The organism is Winogradskyella sp., assembly GCF_013213975.1.
Lineage (GTDB): Bacteria > Bacteroidota > Bacteroidia > Flavobacteriales > Flavobacteriaceae > Winogradskyella.
The window spans coordinates 23,462-44,214 of sequence record NZ_JABSST010000010.1 but is presented as its reverse complement, the minus strand read 5'-3'; the positions used below and the strand labels follow the sequence as shown (position 1 = coordinate 44,214).

Genomic DNA, 20,753 nt, shown 5'->3' with positions numbered 1-20,753 from the left:
AAGCAACAATGGCTATAATTAAGAGTGCTTATTTACTTATAAATAAAAGTATAATTTAGTTCTGGCTGATTTTCTACTTTGAACAAAAAATTATGAAACACGTAATATTAAGTCTCATTCTACTTCTGACAATTCAGGTTTCCTACGGTCAAGAATCGATCGAGAAAATAAGCGAATCTGAATTTTCAATTGGTAAAACAATCAAAATTAAATCACAACTACTAAATGAAACGAGAGATTTAAATATTTATCTGCCTCTTAGTTATTCCAAGGACAGTTCAAAAACTTATCCAGTGATATATTTACTTGACGGATCAAAAGATGAAGATTTTCTACATATTTCTGGGATTGTTCAATTTGGTTCTTTTTCTTGGATTAATATGAATCCTGAATCAATAGTTGTTGGTATTGGAAATGTAGACAGAAAAAGAGATTTCACTTATACTTCTCAAAGTGAACTTGACCAAAAAGAATTTCCCACATCTGGAAAATCAGAAAACTTCATTTCTTTTATCGAAAAAGAACTTCAGCCTTTTATTGATTCAGCTTACAGAACAACGGAGATAAAAACAATTATTGGACAATCATTAGGTGGGCTGTTAGCAACAGAAATTCTATTAAAAAAACCAGACCTCTTTGATAATTATATTATTGTAAGTCCAAGTTTATGGTGGGATAACGAAAAACTTTTAGACGTGCAATCAACATCCTACATCTCAACTAAATCAATTTATATCGCTAATGGAAAAGAAGGAGACATAATGGAACGGACAGCAAAGGAATTGTTTGATAAGCTCAAGAACGAGGAAAATCCGAACACCTATTTATTTTACGATTTTTTAGAAGACAAAACACACGGAGATGCATTACATATTGCCGTTTATAATGCGCTTGAAAAAATTTTCAAACAACAAAAAGAATAGAAAACAAAGCGCAAAAATTGGCTACAATTACTTACGCTAGTTTGCTGCGGTCGTGTCATTGTGGTTTGTACCACACCAAAATAAAAGTATCAATCAACGACTCATTCTTCAGTGAAATAATCCAACTGAGACATCACAACGAAATCGTATCCGAATGAGTTATAGCATATTCAACCACAGCTAACTTGTGTTGCCATATTCCACGAACTTTAACCTCACAAGTAAATGTACTCTAATAGACGGCTACACCAAAACCGTGCAAAGCTCAATAAAGCCGTCTGTTAGTTTTTTTGACAATCTTCCCACTTGTGCGCCTCTAAAATCAAATAAGATAATTGGATGTACCTAAATAGACAGAAGACTCTTTACTAATTTAACAAAAGACAGCTATTAGCATGCTTTTTGGAGCACTTACAAACCTATTATATCATAAAAGCGTAGCTCTCAAATGCTAAAATGCTCTCTGCTTGTCTAAAGCTTTGACCATCCTTCTCAAAATTCGTCTAGCCATTTGATCGGAGGTTGTATCTGGGCTTTCATTCGTTGCCCTTCCTTCTACCACAGCTACGGGAGTACTAAAGCCATCATTTTTGGTGAAAATAGTTAAACGCAAATTCAACTCAGTGACGTAATTAGCATTCTTTGTGGTACTGAAAGAGGCAGATGAAGCGGTAGATTTACCTTTGGCTTTTGCGGACCATCCATTGTTATTTGAAGAGATTGAATTTTCTCTTTTTTGGTTTACCGTAGAAAATGCACTAGCGGTGGTTCTGGTCATCGAAGCCTCAGAAGCATCAATAATATCCACAATAATTAAGGTTTGGATATTATTTTTTTCAAGCGTATTGATAAAGGTATTTTCAGAAACATCAGTACCTGGAAGAAAAAGCGAAGTGTAAGATTTTATATTTTTTGCTCCAGCATCAGAGAAGTATTCCAGAGTTTTACTCATCGTTTTCGCCTTTGCATTATCAAAGGAAATAAGCGTGCTTCCTTGAATGGAATGGTAGACTTCGCCGTACTTATAAATTTTATTACCAATTTTTTCTTGAGCCATCATAAACGAAGGCAAAACTAAAACCAACAATAGTAGTCTTTTCATAATGGTTTAATTTTAAGGTTAAAATAGTTTAAACTAGTAATTTTTTTCAAAATTATTTTGCAAAGGTAAAGAATTCGGCTCGATAAAAAAATAATAGCAACTCTTATCATATAGATACAAGCTATTAAAAATGGAACCGAAAATAATAGGCGGAAAATTATATTCTTGAAAAACAATATTCCAAAAAAATATTTATTGAATAGGAGAGCCATTCTTATACTAGTTAAGAAAAACTTTTGCTAACACAGTGTAAAAACGAATTGAAAACGCATTTAAATTAAAGGTTAAAGCACATTCAGCTATAGCTGGACGTGCTTTAACCATGTACTAATCACAATTTGGCACCAGATGTTCTATTCCTAAGCTAATAGAGCCGGAGACTAACGCCACTCAAAAGTATGACAAATCGCGGAGCAATAATTTGAACCCATCAACTAAAATAATTGACATCTATCCAAACCATTGCTAACAAATTTATTATCTTCTCATTCGCAATACATCACTGCATTTGGCAGTAAGCTAAAAAATAGAGCCATGAGTGCTTCAATATTTCGAAAAGATGGAACAGCCCAAGGCGTTGCAAAGCAGCGTTTGATAGAATCACTCGCTGAACCTAGTAAACGTATTATATATGACCCTTATGCGGACAAATTTGTACTCGGCGCTAGTATTATCAAACTGATGGGGCATAAACTGAGCGTATGGATAACTAAAAAATTCGCACCTGGTTTTCATGAACATCTTATTTCTCGAACACGATTTATTGATGAGTTAGTGCAAAATGCAGCGGAACAAGGGCTGGAACAATATGTTATCCTTGGTGCAGGATATGATTTAAGAGCACATAGACTAAATCTTCCTAGTACATTGAAAATCTTTGAAGTGGACCAGAAGGACGTTCAAAACAAAAAGCGATCTAAGCTCCCTTCAAATATTCCCAATTTGGAAAACATAAAATATGTGAGCGTAGATTTTAATCATCAATCTCTAAAGAAACAGCTTTTAGAAGCTGGATTTAATGAATGTAAATCAGCTATTTTTACCCTTGAAGGTGTTTCGCAGTATATATCAAAGGAAGCAGTAAAATCGACCTTGAACGAAATAGCAGAACTTACAAAAAAGACTAGAGCTATATTTTATATTTCATATGCAGACATTCAGTTAAAGCGAAATCCCACACTTTGTTTTGGTAAGGGTTATCCTCACCCAGAGAAAAAAGCAGAAACAGTTATGAACTTAGCAGCAAAAGTGGGAGAACCTTGGATATCCTTCTATTCGCCAGAGGAAATAAAAGACGTACTTTCACAATATGGATTTACACTCATTGAAGATAAAACTCTGGTCGATTTCAATTCGGAGTACTTCACACCTGTCGGCAGAAAACTGTCTGATAGCGAATTATTTAATCTGGAACATTCAGTAAAAGCCGAAAAAAAAGCAGCTCACAATAAAAACTAAAACGCATTATACACTAAACGTTAGAGCATATTTCGCTGAAGCTAAATTATGTCGTTACTCACCACAATTAAATGTGCTCTAAAGTCCTTCTAAACCAAAATTGCTTCATTCAATAAAAGCCAAAAATAGCTCCTGTTGACGGACTCGAGTCCTTAGCCTGCAATAAAAATATACGTAACACAATTTGATACTGTATCTTGAATTCCCAAGCTAATAAAACCTAAGACTAACGCCACACAACAGCGTGGTAAAGCCTGGAGCAATGATTTGAATACTACCTCCAAAAAAATACTTGAGATCTATCCACATCATTGTTGATGAAAATATTATCTTTTGATCCGAAATACCCAGTGACGTTTAACACGGAGTTGGCAATAGAAAAACTATGAAAAGCATTATACCTATAATTCTATTTTTTGGAATTTTAGCAAATTTAACAGCACAGAACAAAGACATGAAGCAAGACATATTAAAGAAAATAGAACTGGATAGTTTTAATAATCAAACTGGACTTAAAATGGGTCTAGCAATTCTAAATTTAGCAAAGGAAAGACATCAAAATATTGCTGTGAAAGTTGAGAGACTAAATCATACAATTTTTCTATTTGTTGATGACAATCTCCCCGCTGACAAACATCTTTGGTTGAGAAGAAAAGCAAACGTGGCGAAACACTTTGAGGAAAGTTCTTTAAGCGTAAAAAATGATTTGGTTAATGGCAACATGACCCTAGAAAAAACTTTTGCTCTCGATATAACAAAATTTTTAGCCAAAGGCGGTTCAATTCCTGTTTTTGTTAAATCTGCAGGAATGGTAGCGATAATAACAGTTTCTGGATTACATGATGAAGAAGACCATAAAATTATTATTGACGCTTTAAAAGGAGAGTTCATTAAATAAGATATTATTCTGAGCAAAACCTAAACTGTATTAAAACAAAGATAAGCATGGACAATAGAACTATATCAATTATCGGTGGCACAAGCTATTTGATTATTTTCATTGCTGCAATTTTTTGCAAATTTCGTTGCACTTGAATCTATTATTAAAGCCCCAATTGAAACCATAGAGAATAATGATTTAATGGTCCGAATAGGTATAATTGCTTTGCTTATCACGGTAGTATTTAACGTTGTTGTTACTTAGGTACTAAAAGAAGAATTATATAGAAATCATTCCTTGACTGTTTTGAGCACCTATTTTAGAATGATGCACGCTGCAATAATGGGAGTTGCTATTTTTACTCTACCACTTGCACTAAAAGAAACAACACGGAGCAATATACTTTTACACGTTGAAACATTCAATTATATATAATTAATTGGACTTTTCTTTTTTGGAATACACATTTTACTTTTGAGTAAAATCGCCTTTGTACCAAGGATTATTAAAGTTTTTCTTGCAATTGCAGGAGTTATGTACATTGTCGATACTGTGGCTAATTTTTTAATTTCAAATTATTCTGACTATGCCTCAGCATTATTAATTTTAATTGCTATTCCAAGTATTATTGGAGAAATGTCATTTGCACTATGGCTTTTAATTAAAGGTGAAAGGACATAGAAAAACAAAGAAAGGCTAGCAACATAGAACTGCATTTACTTAGCGAGTCGCCTCGCCCGATTCGGCGGATTTGACTACCTTCTAATCCACTCGAAATTGTCAAGACTAGTAATTAATCTGAAAAAAAATTACATTTGAGCTGCAAAAACGGTTGTACAACCCCCTTATCTGCAATTACGACTGAAAATATATATCTTAACGTCCGAAACATTTAAAATACATAGGTCATGTAATCTACGAATCAAAATAATAGCACTCACCTGAGTGTCCAACTCTGGGCAAAGGGTACTGTATACATTAATTTAAACGTAGAAACATGAATATTAAAAATTACTCGGCAGAGCCGATTCATAAATTATATAGCTGGATTCCAAACGGATTAAACGCAGAAGAAATTATTTTCTTTCCAGATGCTTGTCCTGGTAAATCACCACTACCTACCGGAACTGTAGTGAAAACCAAACAAGAAGATTGGCGTAAATTCGCAGTTTCTGATTGTGGATGTGGAATGTTGTTGGCAAAGTCAAAAATAAAGAAATCAGAATTTGACAAAGCTAAGTGGGACTTAATTTACCAAGATCTTAAGAGAAATAAAGGTAAATTAGGAGACTTGGGGTCTGGTAATCATTTCTTAGATGCTGTTGAATCCTACATTGATGATTCACTTTACTTTCTAATTCACACTGGTTCAAGAAACGAATCAAAACTGGTAGATCATCTAATTGATCAACCAAATCAATTCGATTCAAAATTTAAAGAGGTTTGTGATTGGGCAGAAGCAAATAGATTCGCGGTACTAAAAATTGTTGAAAAGCATTTTGGCAAAACAGAAATAGTTCTGGACAAAAACCACAATCACTTTGAAATTAAAGACAACTATGTGATAATTAGAAAGGGAGCATCAAAACTGAATCCAAGCGAATTGACTGTTATCCCTTCCAATATGATTGGAGATATCGTTTTGGTGAAAGGTACATCAAAGGTAACGGAGGTGCACAATTCAATGTGTCATGGAACTGGAAGAACTATGTCAAGATCTGACGCAAAGATTCATTCTAAAAAGTATGATTATAGTAAATTAAGAGAACAGATTTACATTCCTAATCAAATAGGAAATGAATCAATTAAAACAGATGCGCCTTATTGTTATAGAGATTTAGATGAATGCTTATCTTTAATTGACGGCCTAATAGAAGTACAAAATAGATTTAAACCTATGGCATACTTGGGTCAAATATAAATGAAGAAAAGCAGATCATAATGGATAAGACGGTAGCCATCCTTTGGGGTGGTCTCCGCTTATCATCATTCATTAGAGTACATTAAGCTAAAACTGATTGGAGATTCTGCGTTCTACGAACTCTCAACCACAAGTAAATATGCTCTAATAGTTTGTATAAGCGGCGTCTAAATAGCCGCTTATACACTGCAAAAATGTCGTTGAATATATTTTAATCTAGCTTTGGTGTAATATCCAAAACATCTTGTTCTTTTTTCTCATCTAATGTAATATGCACAATCTCTTTTCCGATTTTTGAAAAATCAATAGCTTTCATATTGATTGAACGCACTCTTCGATTATGCTGAGTGTGAAAACTCAATGTAAGGTCTTTTAAATTCCATGCTGTAGTCCAGATGGTAGAACTTCGCATTAAATCTTGATTTTGCCCCTGGTCAGCGCCTTCAGCTCCGTCAGGTCCTAGTGGTAGGTTGAAATTATCGAGTATTCTAAAGCTTTCATAAAGAGCTTCTTGTCCATTCTCAATTTCTCTTGCCGTTTGTGTCCATGCGGTAGCTCTAACAAATCTTGACGGAGGAGTATTATCACCAGGCAATCCAATCATACCAGAGCCAGCTCCTGTCGGTGAAAAATTAATACCCGACAGATTTTTCGGTTGGACAGAGTACATTGAGAGATTTACGTAATTACTCAAATTGGTCATGTGCCAATCGTAGTTTGGGGCATTTGTAATAACTCCTAAAGGGGCATTGTGAATTTTTAAGGCACCATCTGTATTTTCGATTACTATGGAGTTTCCATTAGTATCTGTGACCATCCAATGCGCATCTGCAACTATTCCAATCGCTTTTTCAACAACTCCTACTACTACTATCTCTTGCATTCCCTTTTTCACTTCTTCAATGGTAGCAAATTGAGATAGGATATAATTTGGGACATCCTGAGCAGAGATAGTATTTGCAGCATTTTTTCTGTCATAGTCAGGATATTTGGCGTATCCAGGGTGATAAAACACACCTACAGTTAGGCCTCTTTCATTCATACCGTCAGCAATGAAATCTTTATTAAGCATGTCCAGCCCAATAATTCCATATTTTGTAGAGAATCTTTTACCATTAAGACCATCAGGCGTTAAGCCAGTAAAAGAATAGTTATGTGGTATGATCGCCACTCTAGAATTTAGATCAAAAGCACCCCACTCCATGGTTCTCGCATAAATAACAGAGCCATCTTTCGCAATTAAACGAATCCCTGTACATGCATAAGACTGAACAATACTAATCATAAAGATTAGACTTAAAGTTAATGAGATAATTCTTTTTTTCATATTGTATTAATTTAATTAAGATTTCACATTCTTCTGTATAAATACAAGTGTTTTTTAATATTTCTGGTTGTATCCTCAAATGGATAGTATTCCTAACTACACTTTCATATGTTATTGAGTCTTATTTTGCTCTTAAACCCATAAACAAAAGTCTATCATAAATAATTCTGCGTAACAATAATGAACTTAGAACAGTTGAAAGACGATTGTTATTGGTGATGTCTTTTAAATAATTAGAATTTATTTTCTATAAATTTAACAAAATAATTATTAACGCAACTCAGTTGCAATAATTATTTTATTTCATTGCAATGCATACAAACAATAAGTTAAACACAATTTGGTATTGTATCGAGAATTCTTAAGCTAATCAATTGGACAATTAACGCCATACAAAAGCCTAGCTAATCGTATATCAATGATTTTGATCAAACACCTAAAATATTTAATATCTATCCAAAGTATTACTAACGAATTTATTATCTTTTCGTTCACATTACGCCACTGCATTTAGCAAGACATTATCGTTCATTATCAAGATTAGGTATCAATAAATTACAATTATGAAATTAAAAAGCTTATTTCAACTATTAATAGGTCTGTTAGCCATCTTAATAACCAATAGTTGTATTCAAGAAAAAAAGCGATTCAAAGATAATATAGTAACAAAAGCAAATCCCTTACCATCTTGGAATGAAAGTGCTTCCAAAAAGGCTATAATTTCCTATATCAATGATGTAACAAATGAAAATAGTCTAAATTTTATTCCAATTAAAGATCGTATTGCCACATTTGATAATGATGGAACTCTTTGGAGTGAGAAACCTGCCTACTTTCAATTGTTTTTTGCTATCGACAGGGTGAAAGAATTGGCTAAAAATCATCCTGAATGGAAAACAAAGCAGCCTTTTAAGGCTGTTTTGGATAATGATATCGAAGAACTTACAAAGCAAGGAAATCTTGGACTGATGACATTATTGCAAGCTTCACACGCAGGTATGAGCATAAATGAATTTGATGCTATTGTTAAAGACTGGATAAAAACAGCGAAACATCCAACAAAGAATGTTAGATTCGACCAATTAGTTTACCAGCCAAAACTGGAGTTGTTACAATACCTCCGAGCGAACCATTTTAAAATTTATATCGTTTCTGGTGGTGGTGTAGATTTTATGAGAGCGATTGTAACCGAAATTTATGGTATTCCCACTGAACAAATAATCGGAAGTAGGATAAAGACTAAGTTTGAATACAACGATGGAAATCCCAAAATTGTTCGAGGTACTGAACTTGAATATAATGACGATAAAGAAGGAAAACCACTCAATATTCAAAAGATAATAGGTAAAAAACCAGTATTTGCATCTGGTAATTCTGATGGAGATTTGCAAATGTTACAATGGACAGCCTCGAATAATCATAAAAGTTTTATGCTTTATCTCCATCATACGGATGCAGAACGAGAATGGGCCTATGATCGCGCGTCCCCTGTAGGTAAACTTGATGAGGGACTTAACCAGGCAAAAACAAAAGGTTGGACAATCATTGATATGAAAAAAGATTGGAGTGTAATATACCCTTATGAATTATCTAAGAAGTAATTAACGAAAATCCACTACCGTGCATATTTCACTGCTGGCTAATGTTCACTTTTATAGGATCTAGCGGTCTTTTATCTTTGTTCTATTTACTAAATTTAGTGCTTAAACACACAGCTACTCGTAGCTGAGACCGTTAAAACACATATATGATGAAATGGCTCTACAAAAACTGGTATAAATCCACAATTTTTATAGCAATCTACTTAATAATCATACTTCCATTGTACTTGTTAAAATCAGATTATGCAGTATTTCTTATATGGCTACAATTTGCAGTATATCTGCTACATCAATTTGAAGAATACATCTTACCCGGTGGATTTGTAAAGTTTTTTAATAACAAAGTACTACAGTCCGATAAAGATAATTATCCACTAGATGACAGAGCCTCGTTTTGGATAAATATTCCGATCATTTTTATTGCATTTCCGCTTTCTGCAATTCTAGCTAGCTGTATTGACATTTCCATAGGAATATGGACTGCCTATTTTTCTATAATTAATGCTTTATCACACGTAGTTATGTTCTTTAAGCACAGATATAATCCTGGCTTTTTTGTAAGTCTTTTTTTAAATATTCCTGTTGGAACTTACACAGTCTTCTATTTCGATGATCACGGAATAATTTCTACTAATGCGCAATTAATTGGTCTAATGATTGGTGTTTTAATTCAAGCTGCTGTGATGATTTATGGCTTTAAGGTTTTAAAACCGAAGGTTAAATAAATAAACTGTTGCTAACACGTTATATAATAAAAAGAGTGTATAGTTGTTTACGAAAGATCAGTGCTAATTACCTACATCACTAAATCCTGATTTTGGCTATAAGAATTAATAAATATAAAACAACGTACAATATTCTGGCTCAGTGCAAACTTAACATTTCATCCCTTTTTATTCCCCTACTTGCCTTATACTTACCAGAATCTCGTACCTTAACTTGAATCTCCAAGCTAATAAACCCAACGATTAACATCACACCAAAGCTTGGCTAATCTTGTATCAATGATTTAAATCAAACATTTAAAATATTTGATATCTTTCTTAATCAGACGCATTTATTATCTTTTACGCGTAATACGCAACGGTCCTCAGCATGGAGTTGTGCGTCATTACGGAACAATCTTTGATAAAAAGAAATAAACATGTTCAAATGACTATAAAAAAACCACTTCAGCTATTAACCCTATTTTTATTTTTCACTAATTTTCATTTCACTGCACAAAACCTTACAGAAAGAATAGATAACGTTGAAAATAGCTTAAGTCCGCTTGTATCCATAGAGGGAGAATCGCTTTGGAATCTTCAAGAAAGAATGCGACAGTATAAAACACCAGGATTGAGTATTACCGTAATTAAAGATTATAAAATTGACTGGACAAAAAGCTATGGACAGATTAGTAATGATTACAAAAATAAAGTAACAAATGAAACTGTATTTCAAGCAGGTTCCATAAGTAAGTTTGTTAATGCTCTTGCAATTATGAAGCTCTGTGAACAAAATAATATAGAATTAGATTCAGATATAAATAGTCACCTAACTTCTTGGAAATTTCCATACAAGAATAGTTCTGATAAAATTACCTTACGCCAGATATTAAGTCATACGGGCGGATTATCTATGAGTGGCTTTAGCGGTTACAAAAAGGCTGAAAATTTACCTACTACTATTGAAATTTTAGAAGGTAACGGCCCAGCTAATTCCGAAAAAGTTATCTCAATAATTCCGGCAAACCAAGAATTTAAATATTCTGGAGGAGGTACTACAATTTCACAGCTGATCTTGACTGATAATGCTAATGAAACCTATGAGAACTTTATCAGCAATTATATTTTTACACCCCTTAAAATAGAAAATTCATTCTATTCAATCCAAGAAGAAAAGTACACCAAAAACATATCTTCAGGACATACAAGAAAAGGGAAGCCGCTTAAAAACAACTATAATTTCTATCCAGAATCCGCAGCTGCCGGATTATGGACAACTACCTCTGATTTAGCCAATATTTTAATTGATTTTCAACTAAGTTTAAATGATAATGAAGGTAAAATATTATCAAAAGAATCAGCAGTTGAAATGATAAAACCAGTTTTAAACAATAGTAATTCTGGACTAGGAGTTTTTCTAGAAAAACAAGGCGAAAACATTTATTTACAGCATTCAGCCGCTACCAGAGGATTTAGAGGTAAGTTTTTTATAAGTGCTAAAGGAGGGAATGGTGTTGTTATACTGACAAATGGAACGAGTATTAAAATCCTTGAAGAAATAATACGTAGCGTTGCTATAACATATAACTGGGATGGCTTTAAAATATTTGAAAGAAATTTAGATATAACTTATGAAAAATCCGATTTGATACAATACGTTGGAACATATGGTTTAAATAAGAGGAAAATTCAAGTTAAACTAAAAAAAGGAAAATTAATTTTATCAGAAAAAGGAAAATGGAGCTCGAAATTAACACCTATAGATGATTCTAAATTTGTGATTGATATTGTAAAACCAACAGCTACAATTCAATTTAGAAATGATGAAAATGGCGCGGTTAGCCGGTGTATTTTGAATCAAGGTGGATTAACTGAATGGAAAAAAGAAATATAGAACAATAACGAACACACAACCATAGCTATAATTGCATGTATCAGGTCGCTTGGCTCATATCATTCTGACAATATACCACACCAAAATAAAAGTATAAAATAGCGGCTTATTTCTCAACGGAATAATCCTGCGGATGATTCCATAGCAAAATCATAGTCCAGACCTTGGACAGTAATTAAACCTTTATAAGAAAACAAAGTCAAAAGAAAAGAATTTAATAAATATGCTGGATATGAATAAAGTAGCTTACCTAATGATTTTAGCGATATTACTATTTACTGGTTGTAGTACAGATGATGCAATTGTAACAAACAATAATATACCAACAGTAAAGACTGAATCCGCTTACACGGTTTTAAAAGAAGAAGATATCATATATGCCGAAGGGCTTAGTCATAATATGACAAGTACTACCCCTTTTGCGATTCCCATAAAATTAGATATCTATTACCCTGACAATAATTCTACTAATAGACCTGTGTATATGTTTATTCATGGAGGTGGATTTACAGGAGGAATAAAACATAAGCCTGAAATTGTAGATATGGCTAATTATTACGCATCAAGAGGGTGGGTTTTTATTTCTATAGATTATAGAACAACAGAAGAATTAGGTGTAATACAAGGAATGACATCAGAAGAATTATTAGTGTATTACAGAGGAATTGCACCCCAAGAATGGCTTGAAAATGCTTTGCAAGGAGCACAGAGTTCGGGTGAAGTTCAGCAAGCTACTGCAATGTATATCGCCCAAAGAGATGCAAAAGCGGCTCTTCGTTGGATTGTGGCAAACGCAAGCACCTACAACATAAATAAAGATTTTATTACAGTTGGTGGTGCTTCTGCGGGAGCAATTACTACAATTGCTTTAGGGATTTCAAATCATGAAGACTTTAAAGACGAAATTACCATTAGCGATGATCCAACACTTTCAACTACAAACTTAAGCCAAACTTATAATGTAAGAAGTATGATTTATTTTTGGGGATCAAACATTAAGTTAGATGTTTTTGAGTCTGTTTATCAACTAAATCAATATGAAAGATATGATGTCAATGATCCTGAATTATTTATGGCACATGGAGAGGCATATGACCCTGTTACACCTTATCAAGAAGCACTTGAATTACAATCCATTTATAACTCTCTAGGAATTTATAACGAACTCGCAACCATTATGGTTCCAAGTATTTCAAACCCTTTGGTTTTGGTCGATGCAGGCCATGGTGCTTGGGATGGTGAGGTAAATGGAAAAGGCTTATCGGAATTAACTTTTGACTTTTTAGTTGAAAGACAAAAGTTAATAACGGAATAAAAACTACCCCCAAATATTTTATAAAAATAATTACGACTTAATCGCTAAAGCGAAATCAATGAAATATAAAAAGGTTTGTTTTTAAATAGAAATTTAGCGGGTTAAATCCGCTTTTATTTTTTTAAGACCGTTAGAGCACATTCAGCCGAAGCTGACTTGTATAGTTATGTTTTACAGACTTAATTCCTGAACCTGCAATAACAATATACCAGAGTCAATTTGGTACCGTATCTTAAATTCCAATCTAGTAAATTCAACGATTAACGTCACGACATAGTCAGACTAATCGATCATCAGTAATCTAGATTCAACACCTAAAATATTTGATATTTATACAAAGCATTGCTAATGAATTCATTATCTTTTCATTCGCGGTACACAACTGCGTTTTAAAGGACATTACTATAAAGCCTTAAATAATGATGAAATTATTAAAATTAATCCCAATAGTCATCCTAATGATTGGGTGTAAAAAAAGTCAAAACGATGCTTTTAGATTTCCAAATCAGAGCGAAGTAACACTAGCTATGAATAAAAAGATGAAATCTAGTGATTTGCCTAGCGTAGTTGCTATCGCATCTAATAAATTTGACAAGGAATTGTCTTTTTGCTATGGTAAGGCCGTTTGGGGAGAAAATTTAAATGTGACAAAAGATCATATTTATCAGCTTCATTCTATGACGAAACTACTAACTAGTGTTGCAGCTCTTCAACTCGTTGAAAAAGGTCAAATTGGCTTGGATGATGATTTGAGTTCATTAATGCCTGAAATGACAGATATTCCAATTTTAATAAAAGGAGAACTTTCTAAAGCTAAAAAGCCGATCACTTTAAGACACCTTTTAACGCATACTTCGGGATTTGGCTATGCATGTTGTACAGATTCTGAATTAGCTAATTTTGATTATAGTAAATGGAACTATGAAGATGCTCCAAGAAGATTTGAAAGTGGAACGCAATTTTTATACGGTACAAGTTTGGAATGGGTGGGGAAACTAATTGAAAAACTAAGTCAATCTACATTAGAAAATTACTTTAAAGAGAATATAACTGATCCTTTAGACATGAATAGGACCTTCTTTAATGTTCCGGATTCTTTACAAAATTTTATAGTTTCAAGAGGATATAGAGGACAAGATGGTAAACAAAAGTTGACTGAAATAAAAGAACGTATTCCAAAAGAAAATGTAACTGAATTTAGTGGTGATGATGGTCTATGGTCCTCACCAAATGACTATATGAAACTCCTAAGATGCCTACTTAATTATGGTACACTTAACGATGTAGTTTTGTTAAAGAAAAAGACAGTTGAAGAAATGCTTAAAAATCAAATTAACAATATAAATATGGATAGTAAAGGGAATTATTTCAATCCCGCTTATTGCTGTAATTTAGAAAATTTCACAACTAATTCTACTAAATGGGGATTAGCCTGGGCCATTGATAATGATGGACAAAGTTATGGGCGTAAACCAGGTACCGTATTCTGGGGTGGAATGATGAACACTTACTTTTACATAGATTACAAGTCCGAAATAGCTTCATGTATTTTCACACAACATATACCTTTTAATCACAAAGAAACTACTTCAATATTTGATGAATTCTCAAGGTTGATATATTCAAAAAATATTTCAAAATAATAGGCTAATGGTAACCCTGTATAAAGTAAACAGAGCATACATGGATATTCCGAAGCTAAGTACAAACTAGAAGGTTTATCACTTTTAATTACCCTACTTACTATAAACTAAATGATAACATGCAATTATTCATGGCATATTATTGTTTTTAAAAGACGTGCATGTGTTCGCTTCGCTCAGATCACCTAAAAGTAAACTCCAGTTGCTCAAACCTCGCCACATCACCGATACCTACTTCTTGAGATCAATGAATCATCGCCAGGGTATTTCTGATCGTATAATACCTGTAATATTGGTATTTTCTTACAGCTAGTGTTAGGTGCCCACCGAAGAAAAACTCAATGGATAAAATCGTCCTTTTTGTAGTATAGATACTTTACTGTTTGAATGTTACTGGTTATTAAAAGACAAATTTATAGATCCAGTTTCTCGACGCTTTGATTTAGAAGAAAATGGAAAGCTTACATTTGAACTTACAACTTGCATTGGACACTTCAAAAAAGTAGACTATAAGCTTATATAAAATAAATTAATCTTTACTTACAAATTCATAAATATAATTGAATTTATAAAGGATTACTGCAAAAAGTGAAACTATGAACTGATTCCAAAATTATCTTATTGGGATAGCAGAAAACTAAAACCCGAGTAATGTCACACAAAACCTCATAAGTTAGACAAATTCACGACTGCAAATAAAACTGAAGACGCGCTATGAACAAGAAATTACTTTGGATCGAAAGTGAGTTAAAGACTTTCAAATTGACTGAATTCAATATTGAACTTATAAATAACACACAAAATTTCAAGGATTAAACCACGGAATCATACCCTCTTGGCTTCTTTTAACGGTAACAACAATATTTAAACCATAGCACAAACCTTAATCTATATTTTTTAATCTTATGAATAAATACCTGAGTTCTATTAGCTACATTTTCATTATATAAACTCTATAATCTAGAGCACCACAACCCATAACCTATTAAAAAAGAATACATTACAACCAATAATACATGTATCATTATTAGTCTAACAAAATAACCTTCACATCGACACATTAGTTTATTTTGCCTTGATATTTATGTTTTTAAACTAAATTATACTCTAAAAATAAAAAAAGACAGTATTTTTAATTTTAGAAACTATTCACATTTAAAAACTTGGTTTTATTAAAAATAAATAGCCGGTTCATAAGCCTCTGATTTAAAGCAAAAACATTATATATTCAAAAAATATAAAAACTATGAAACGATTTAAAAGCTTCTTGTACACTGCAATCTTCCTCTTAAATCTTTTGTTTTCTTGTTCTAATGAGCAAAACAAAGCTCAACAAAAAGTGACATCAGATAATAACTTCCTCGCAAGCTATAGTACTAAAAACAAGCATATTGAATTAAAACAATACCTTAATTTTAAAGATACTACTGATTTTGCAAATGCCAAGCGTGGTTTCATCGCAACTATTGAAAGTGGTGAAATCCTTAAAGAAGATCAGTCTGTTTCGTATAGCATGAAACAATTTGAATTTTTAAACAAAGAAGCACCTGACGAAGCCAATCCTAGCCTGTGGAGACAAAGCCAGTTAAATTCAATTAATGGTTTATTTGAAGTCACCAAGGGCATATATCAAATTAGAGGTTTTGATTTGGCAAATATGACACTGGTCCAAGGCAAAAGCGGATGGATCGTAATTGATCCTTTAACAGTTCCTGCAACTGTTAAAGCCGCAATGAAATTGGTGGATGAAAAATTGGGAAAACAAGAGGTAAAAGCAGTTATCTTTACACACTCCCATGTCGATCATTTTGGGGGAGTCAAAGGAATTTTGGATGAAGAGGATGTGACTTCAGGTCAAATAGAAGTCATTGCACCAGAAGGCTTTTTTGAACATTCAATTAGTGAAAATGTGATGGCTGGGAACGCCATGACAAGAAGAGCTACTTATATGTATGGAAATTTATTACCAAAATCTGATATTGGGAGTTATGGCAGTGGCTTGGGAACTACTTCCGCCAAAGGGATGACAGGAATAGTGAAGCCAAGTAAAATCATCTCTGATGACACTAAGTTTTCTCAATTTGTAGACGGTATTGAAATTCAATTCATTTACACCCCTGAATCGGAAGCACCTGCGGAAATGATGTTTTACCTGCCTTCCTTCAAAGCATTTTGTCAGTCTGAAAATGTCAGTCACACTTTACATAACTTATATACCCTCAGAGGGGCACAGGTTCGAAATGGTCAAAAATGGAGTCGTTATATCGATCAGTGCATCGCAACCTGGGGAGCAGATATGGAAGTCTCTTTTGGGTCACACCACTGGCCAACTTGGGGAAATGAAACTATCATACCCTATTTAGAAAATCAACGCGACACTTATCGCTACATACATGATCAAACCCTGCGATTGGCCAATCAGGGATACACACCGATAGAACTTTCAGATATGATTCGCTTGCCTGAAAATTTGGATAAGCAATTCTATAATAGAGGATACTACGGCTCGGTAAGTCATGATGTCAAGGCACAATATCAATTGTATTTTGGTTGGTTTGACGGTAATCCAGCCAACTTAAATCCTCATACTCCTGTAGAATCTGGAAAACGTTTTGTTGAAATGATGGGAGGGGAAGAAGTTGTAATAGAAAAATCGAAAGCATATTTTGAAGAGGGAGATTACCGATGGGTAGCACAATGTTTAAATCAATTGATTTTTGCTAATCCAGAAAATCAAGAAGCCAAAGATTTATTAGCAGATGCTTATCAACAACTAGGATATCAATCTGAATCGGGTCCTTGGCGTAATTTTTATTTGACTGGTGCCAAAGAGCTGCGTACCCCTGTTAAAAAAATAAACATGGGATCCACTGCAACACCAGATATGATCAAAGGCATGGATACCCAACTGTATTTTGAATATCTCGGTATGCGATTCAAAGGAGATGAAAATTCGGATTTGAAATATAATTTTAACATAAATCTAACAGATACGCAGGAAAAAATAGCGCTTATAGTAAGTAACGGTGCGGTGATTCCAAGAATGAATACTCACGTAACAGAGAATGTAACAGCCACGATTAATATGACAAGAGCACACTTAGATAGCATAAGTTTAGGTGAAGCTTCCTTTGCAGAGTTACTTAATAATAAAAACATAAAAATTGAAGGTGATGCGAGTGCATTTCCTAATTTTATGTCTAAAATTGACCAATTTGAGTTTTGGTTTAATATTGTACAACCCTAGTTTATTTTTATGAAAATTTTAAAAAAAATATTGTTACTTCATCTATTATTGGGGGGAGTAATAGCGCAGGCACAAGGAGACGGACCAAGAGCTTATTGGCCACAGCCTAATGGGACAAATATTACAACACCCTTGTATACTTTTGTAGGTTCTAATCAAGTTTTTGACAATGCACAATTCATAAAACAAGCTGATTTTGACACAAATATTTACGGTCTTATGTACACCAGACTGTTCAATGTAAAAGGAAGGACGGCAGCCATAGTAGCCATGCTAAGCTATGGTGACACAAGCGGTGGATTACCCCGATTTAATGGAACGACTAATGGTTTAGGAGATATCTATGTGGTTGGAGTGTTGAATTTATATGGCGCTCCCTCGGTAGACAAACAAGAATTTATAAAAACGAAATACAACACAATTGTTGATATTCAATTGGCTTTCAGAGCTCCAACCGGAAAATACGATGCATCAGATGTTTTAAATTTAGGAACCAATAGATGGGAATTTAAAATTGGTGCACCAATAATGAAATTTATAAATTGGGGTACACCTAAAGTGACTTCCATTGAATTTTTACCAAGTATATCCTTTTTCACCAAAAATAATGATTTGGGTACCACACCAGGCTCTTTATCTCAAAAGCCATTGTTTATGTTAGAAAATCATGTCACGCAGCAGCTTAATAAAATGTTTTGGCTTTCTTTGGATAGTATGTATCGTTTAGGAGGTGAAACCGCCGTAAATGATGTAGATAACGATAATTCATTTAATACCTTCCAATTAGGTGGAACCTTAGGGATGTATTTTTCACGTAAAGTAGGTCTCAAACTTTCTTATGGTTCCGTAATTGGTGAAACAACAGATGGAATGTCTGGTGACATGTTAAGGGCAATGCTCTCTTTTACTTTTTAATTAAAGCCTTGTCTACTAAACGCCTAAGCATATAATCCTCTCTGATGCCATTTCATTATCGTGTATCTGAATCTATGAGATGTAAAAATTTATGCACGACTTTTGGAACAGCCTTATTTCTGTTTTTAAATCAAGTACTGAAAAATAATTGTTTCAACCGTTGATTTGAATGTGCATGAATATAAATCGGTTACTTCTAATGAATAAAGCTAATTTATATAAGTCAACACATCACCAAATGAAACACATATTTAACTAAGGGGTTAAGCTTTTAAAATAACATTATCATCTGCAGTAATACGCTTTAAAACACCTTGTAATTATTCCTAGTCAAAAACTAGGAACCTTACTTTTTTGGTGCATTAAAATTATCAAAATCCAATGTACTCATAGACAAGTTACTTCAGTGAATAGCAGCCAAAAATAGCCTCTACTTAGGGACTCAAGCCGTTAACATACACTCACAAAATACTAAATACAAATTGGCACCGTATCTTGAATTTCGAAGCTAATAAATCCTACATTCAACTGCACACCAAAGCGCGGCTAGTCATGTGTCAGTGATTTTGTTACAACACCTAAAATATTTGATAGCTATCAAAAGCATTGCTGACGAATTTATTATCTTTTCATTCAAAATCAGCAACTGTGCTGAGCAGAGCGTTATCACTAATTTTAAAAATCTCCATAAGAGTATTGGAAAATAAAATCGAAATTATTGAAACTATCGGAAAGATTGCTGTTTTTGTTATGGTACTACTTTCTATTTTTCTTTTTACAGTTAAAACAAAAAATCACCTTTCGAATAGACTTTTGGGTATTTATTTAATGGTAATTGTATTTGACCTCATTGGTTTATTTACAAACAAGACTTTAGAATACCCCATTATCCATAATTTAAAAATGGCTTCTAGTTTACTACAACTACCATTATTCTACCTCTATGTATTGTCTGCCTGTTATTCTAATTTTAAGATTAGAAAAAAACATGTCGTTCATTTCATTTTATTCTTTGTGTTTTTTATCCTACTCCATATTACAACCCGCTCTAATGAAAGTTTATTGCTTTATGAAATAGTTGGTGAGTTACAATTTATACTCTATATAGTTTTGGTATTTCTAGTATTAAAAAACTACAAAACCATATATCGTGAAAACTATTCAAATACAAATTACGAATTATATAAATGGTTGTTTCAGATTACTGTTTTCTCTTGTATAGCCCATGCATTCGTATTATTAAGATGGTATGCATCAAATTCAAAATTTCAAGAATATGTGTTAAATATCAATATTCTAATTAGTCTTTCTGTATTAGGGATCACAATATTTTTTGTCTTAAAAGCTTTGTATCAACCAGACCTTTTTAAAGGCATCAATAGCAACTTAAACCCTATCAACTCATTTTTGGACAAGAAGACCTCCATAAACAATACTCGAAATAATGACATTAAAAGCAAATATATTCCAAAACTGACTTCCTATATGGTAGAAGAAAAACCATATTTAGATTATCAATTAACACTACAAAAATTAGCTGATCAAATTCAAATTCCAGAAAAAGAGTTGTCACTATTAATTAACCATTATTTAAACAAGCACTTTTTTGACTTCATAAATGAGTACCGCATAAACGACGCTAAAACTCTTCTAAAAGATGTCACAAAGAAAGAAGTAACTGTTTTAGAAATAGTATATCAAGTTGGTTTTAACTCCAAATCTTCGTTTTATACTGCTTTTAAAAAAGTAACGGGCCAAACCCCTACAGCATACAGAAAATCAGTAAGTTAACAGTAGTCCGACTTTAAATCGAACTCATT

15 protein-coding genes are annotated in these 20,753 nt (G+C 33.2%); 13 read left to right on the top strand and 2 right to left on the bottom strand.

Annotated features, from left to right (window positions below; translation table 11 throughout):
- Positions 1-92 precede the first annotated feature (92 nt).
- Positions 93-923 (top strand): alpha/beta hydrolase-fold protein, encoded by an 831-nt coding sequence (locus HRU49_RS02410; RefSeq protein ID WP_296353784.1) that lies wholly within the window; start codon positions 93-95, stop codon positions 921-923.
- A gap of 451 nt (positions 924-1,374) precedes the next feature.
- Here the strand turns inward: HRU49_RS02410 and HRU49_RS02405 are convergent, their stop codons facing one another.
- Positions 1,375-2,025 carry a hypothetical protein gene (locus HRU49_RS02405; protein ID WP_296353782.1) on the bottom strand — a complete coding sequence of 217 codons (651 nt, stop codon included), beginning with the start codon at positions 2,023-2,025 and terminating at the stop codon, positions 1,375-1,377.
- 534 nt (positions 2,026-2,559) lie between these two features.
- Between HRU49_RS02405 and HRU49_RS02400 the strand changes: the two genes are divergently transcribed.
- The 4 genes from HRU49_RS02400 to HRU49_RS02385 all read left to right on the top strand — a co-directional run bounded on the left by HRU49_RS02400 (position 2,560) and on the right by HRU49_RS02385 (position 6,284).
- Complete coding sequence (locus HRU49_RS02400; protein WP_296353780.1) at positions 2,560-3,483, top strand: SAM-dependent methyltransferase; 924 nt, start codon at positions 2,560-2,562, stop codon at positions 3,481-3,483.
- Positions 3,484-3,868: 385 nt separating this feature from the next.
- Positions 3,869-4,381 carry a heme-binding protein gene (locus HRU49_RS02395; RefSeq protein ID WP_296353778.1) on the top strand — a complete coding sequence of 171 codons (513 nt, stop codon included), beginning with the start codon at positions 3,869-3,871 and terminating at the stop codon, positions 4,379-4,381.
- Positions 4,382-4,801: 420 nt separating this feature from the next.
- Positions 4,802-5,044: a DUF4386 family protein gene (locus HRU49_RS02390; RefSeq protein ID WP_296353799.1), complete on the top strand. Its 243-nt coding sequence runs from the start codon at positions 4,802-4,804 to the stop codon at positions 5,042-5,044.
- 316 nt (positions 5,045-5,360) lie between these two features.
- A complete protein-coding gene (locus tag HRU49_RS02385) occupies positions 5,361-6,284 on the top strand; it encodes an RtcB family protein (protein ID WP_296353776.1) in 924 nt (307 codons plus the stop codon).
- 211 nt (positions 6,285-6,495) lie between these two features.
- On the opposite strand, the gene HRU49_RS02380 is transcribed toward HRU49_RS02385, so the two are convergent.
- The gene (locus HRU49_RS02380; RefSeq protein ID WP_296353774.1) at positions 6,496-7,611 is read right to left on the bottom strand and encodes a choloylglycine hydrolase family protein; all 1,116 of its coding nucleotides are present in this window, start codon (positions 7,609-7,611) and stop codon (positions 6,496-6,498) included.
- A gap of 563 nt (positions 7,612-8,174) precedes the next feature.
- Between HRU49_RS02380 and HRU49_RS02375 the strand changes: the two genes are divergently transcribed.
- From HRU49_RS02375 to HRU49_RS02340, 8 genes are all read left to right on the top strand, one after another.
- Entirely contained in the window at positions 8,175-9,212 is a 1,038-nt protein-coding gene (locus HRU49_RS02375) for an HAD family hydrolase (RefSeq protein WP_296353771.1), read from the top strand.
- A 146-nt stretch (positions 9,213-9,358) separates the two neighbouring features.
- Positions 9,359-9,937, top strand: coding sequence for an HXXEE domain-containing protein (locus HRU49_RS02370; RefSeq protein WP_296353769.1), 579 nt, complete (start codon positions 9,359-9,361; stop codon positions 9,935-9,937).
- A gap of 427 nt (positions 9,938-10,364) precedes the next feature.
- A complete protein-coding gene (locus HRU49_RS02365) occupies positions 10,365-11,813 on the top strand; it encodes a serine hydrolase domain-containing protein (protein ID WP_296353766.1) in 1,449 nt (482 codons plus the stop codon).
- A gap of 232 nt (positions 11,814-12,045) precedes the next feature.
- Positions 12,046-13,128: an alpha/beta hydrolase gene (locus HRU49_RS02360; protein WP_296353764.1), complete on the top strand. Its 1,083-nt coding sequence runs from the start codon at positions 12,046-12,048 to the stop codon at positions 13,126-13,128.
- Between the two features lie 419 nt (positions 13,129-13,547).
- A complete protein-coding gene (locus tag HRU49_RS02355) occupies positions 13,548-14,771 on the top strand; it encodes a serine hydrolase domain-containing protein (RefSeq protein WP_296353762.1) in 1,224 nt (407 codons plus the stop codon).
- Positions 14,772-16,017: 1,246 nt separating this feature from the next.
- Positions 16,018-18,018, top strand: a complete 2,001-nt coding sequence (locus tag HRU49_RS02350; protein ID WP_296353760.1) for an alkyl sulfatase dimerization domain-containing protein — start codon at positions 16,018-16,020, stop codon at positions 18,016-18,018.
- 9 nt (positions 18,019-18,027) lie between these two features.
- Positions 18,028-18,933: a transporter gene (locus HRU49_RS02345; RefSeq protein ID WP_296353758.1), complete on the top strand. Its 906-nt coding sequence runs from the start codon at positions 18,028-18,030 to the stop codon at positions 18,931-18,933.
- A 696-nt stretch (positions 18,934-19,629) separates the two neighbouring features.
- Positions 19,630-20,724, top strand: a complete 1,095-nt coding sequence (locus HRU49_RS02340; protein WP_296353757.1) for a helix-turn-helix domain-containing protein — start codon at positions 19,630-19,632, stop codon at positions 20,722-20,724.
- Positions 20,725-20,753 lie beyond the last annotated feature (29 nt).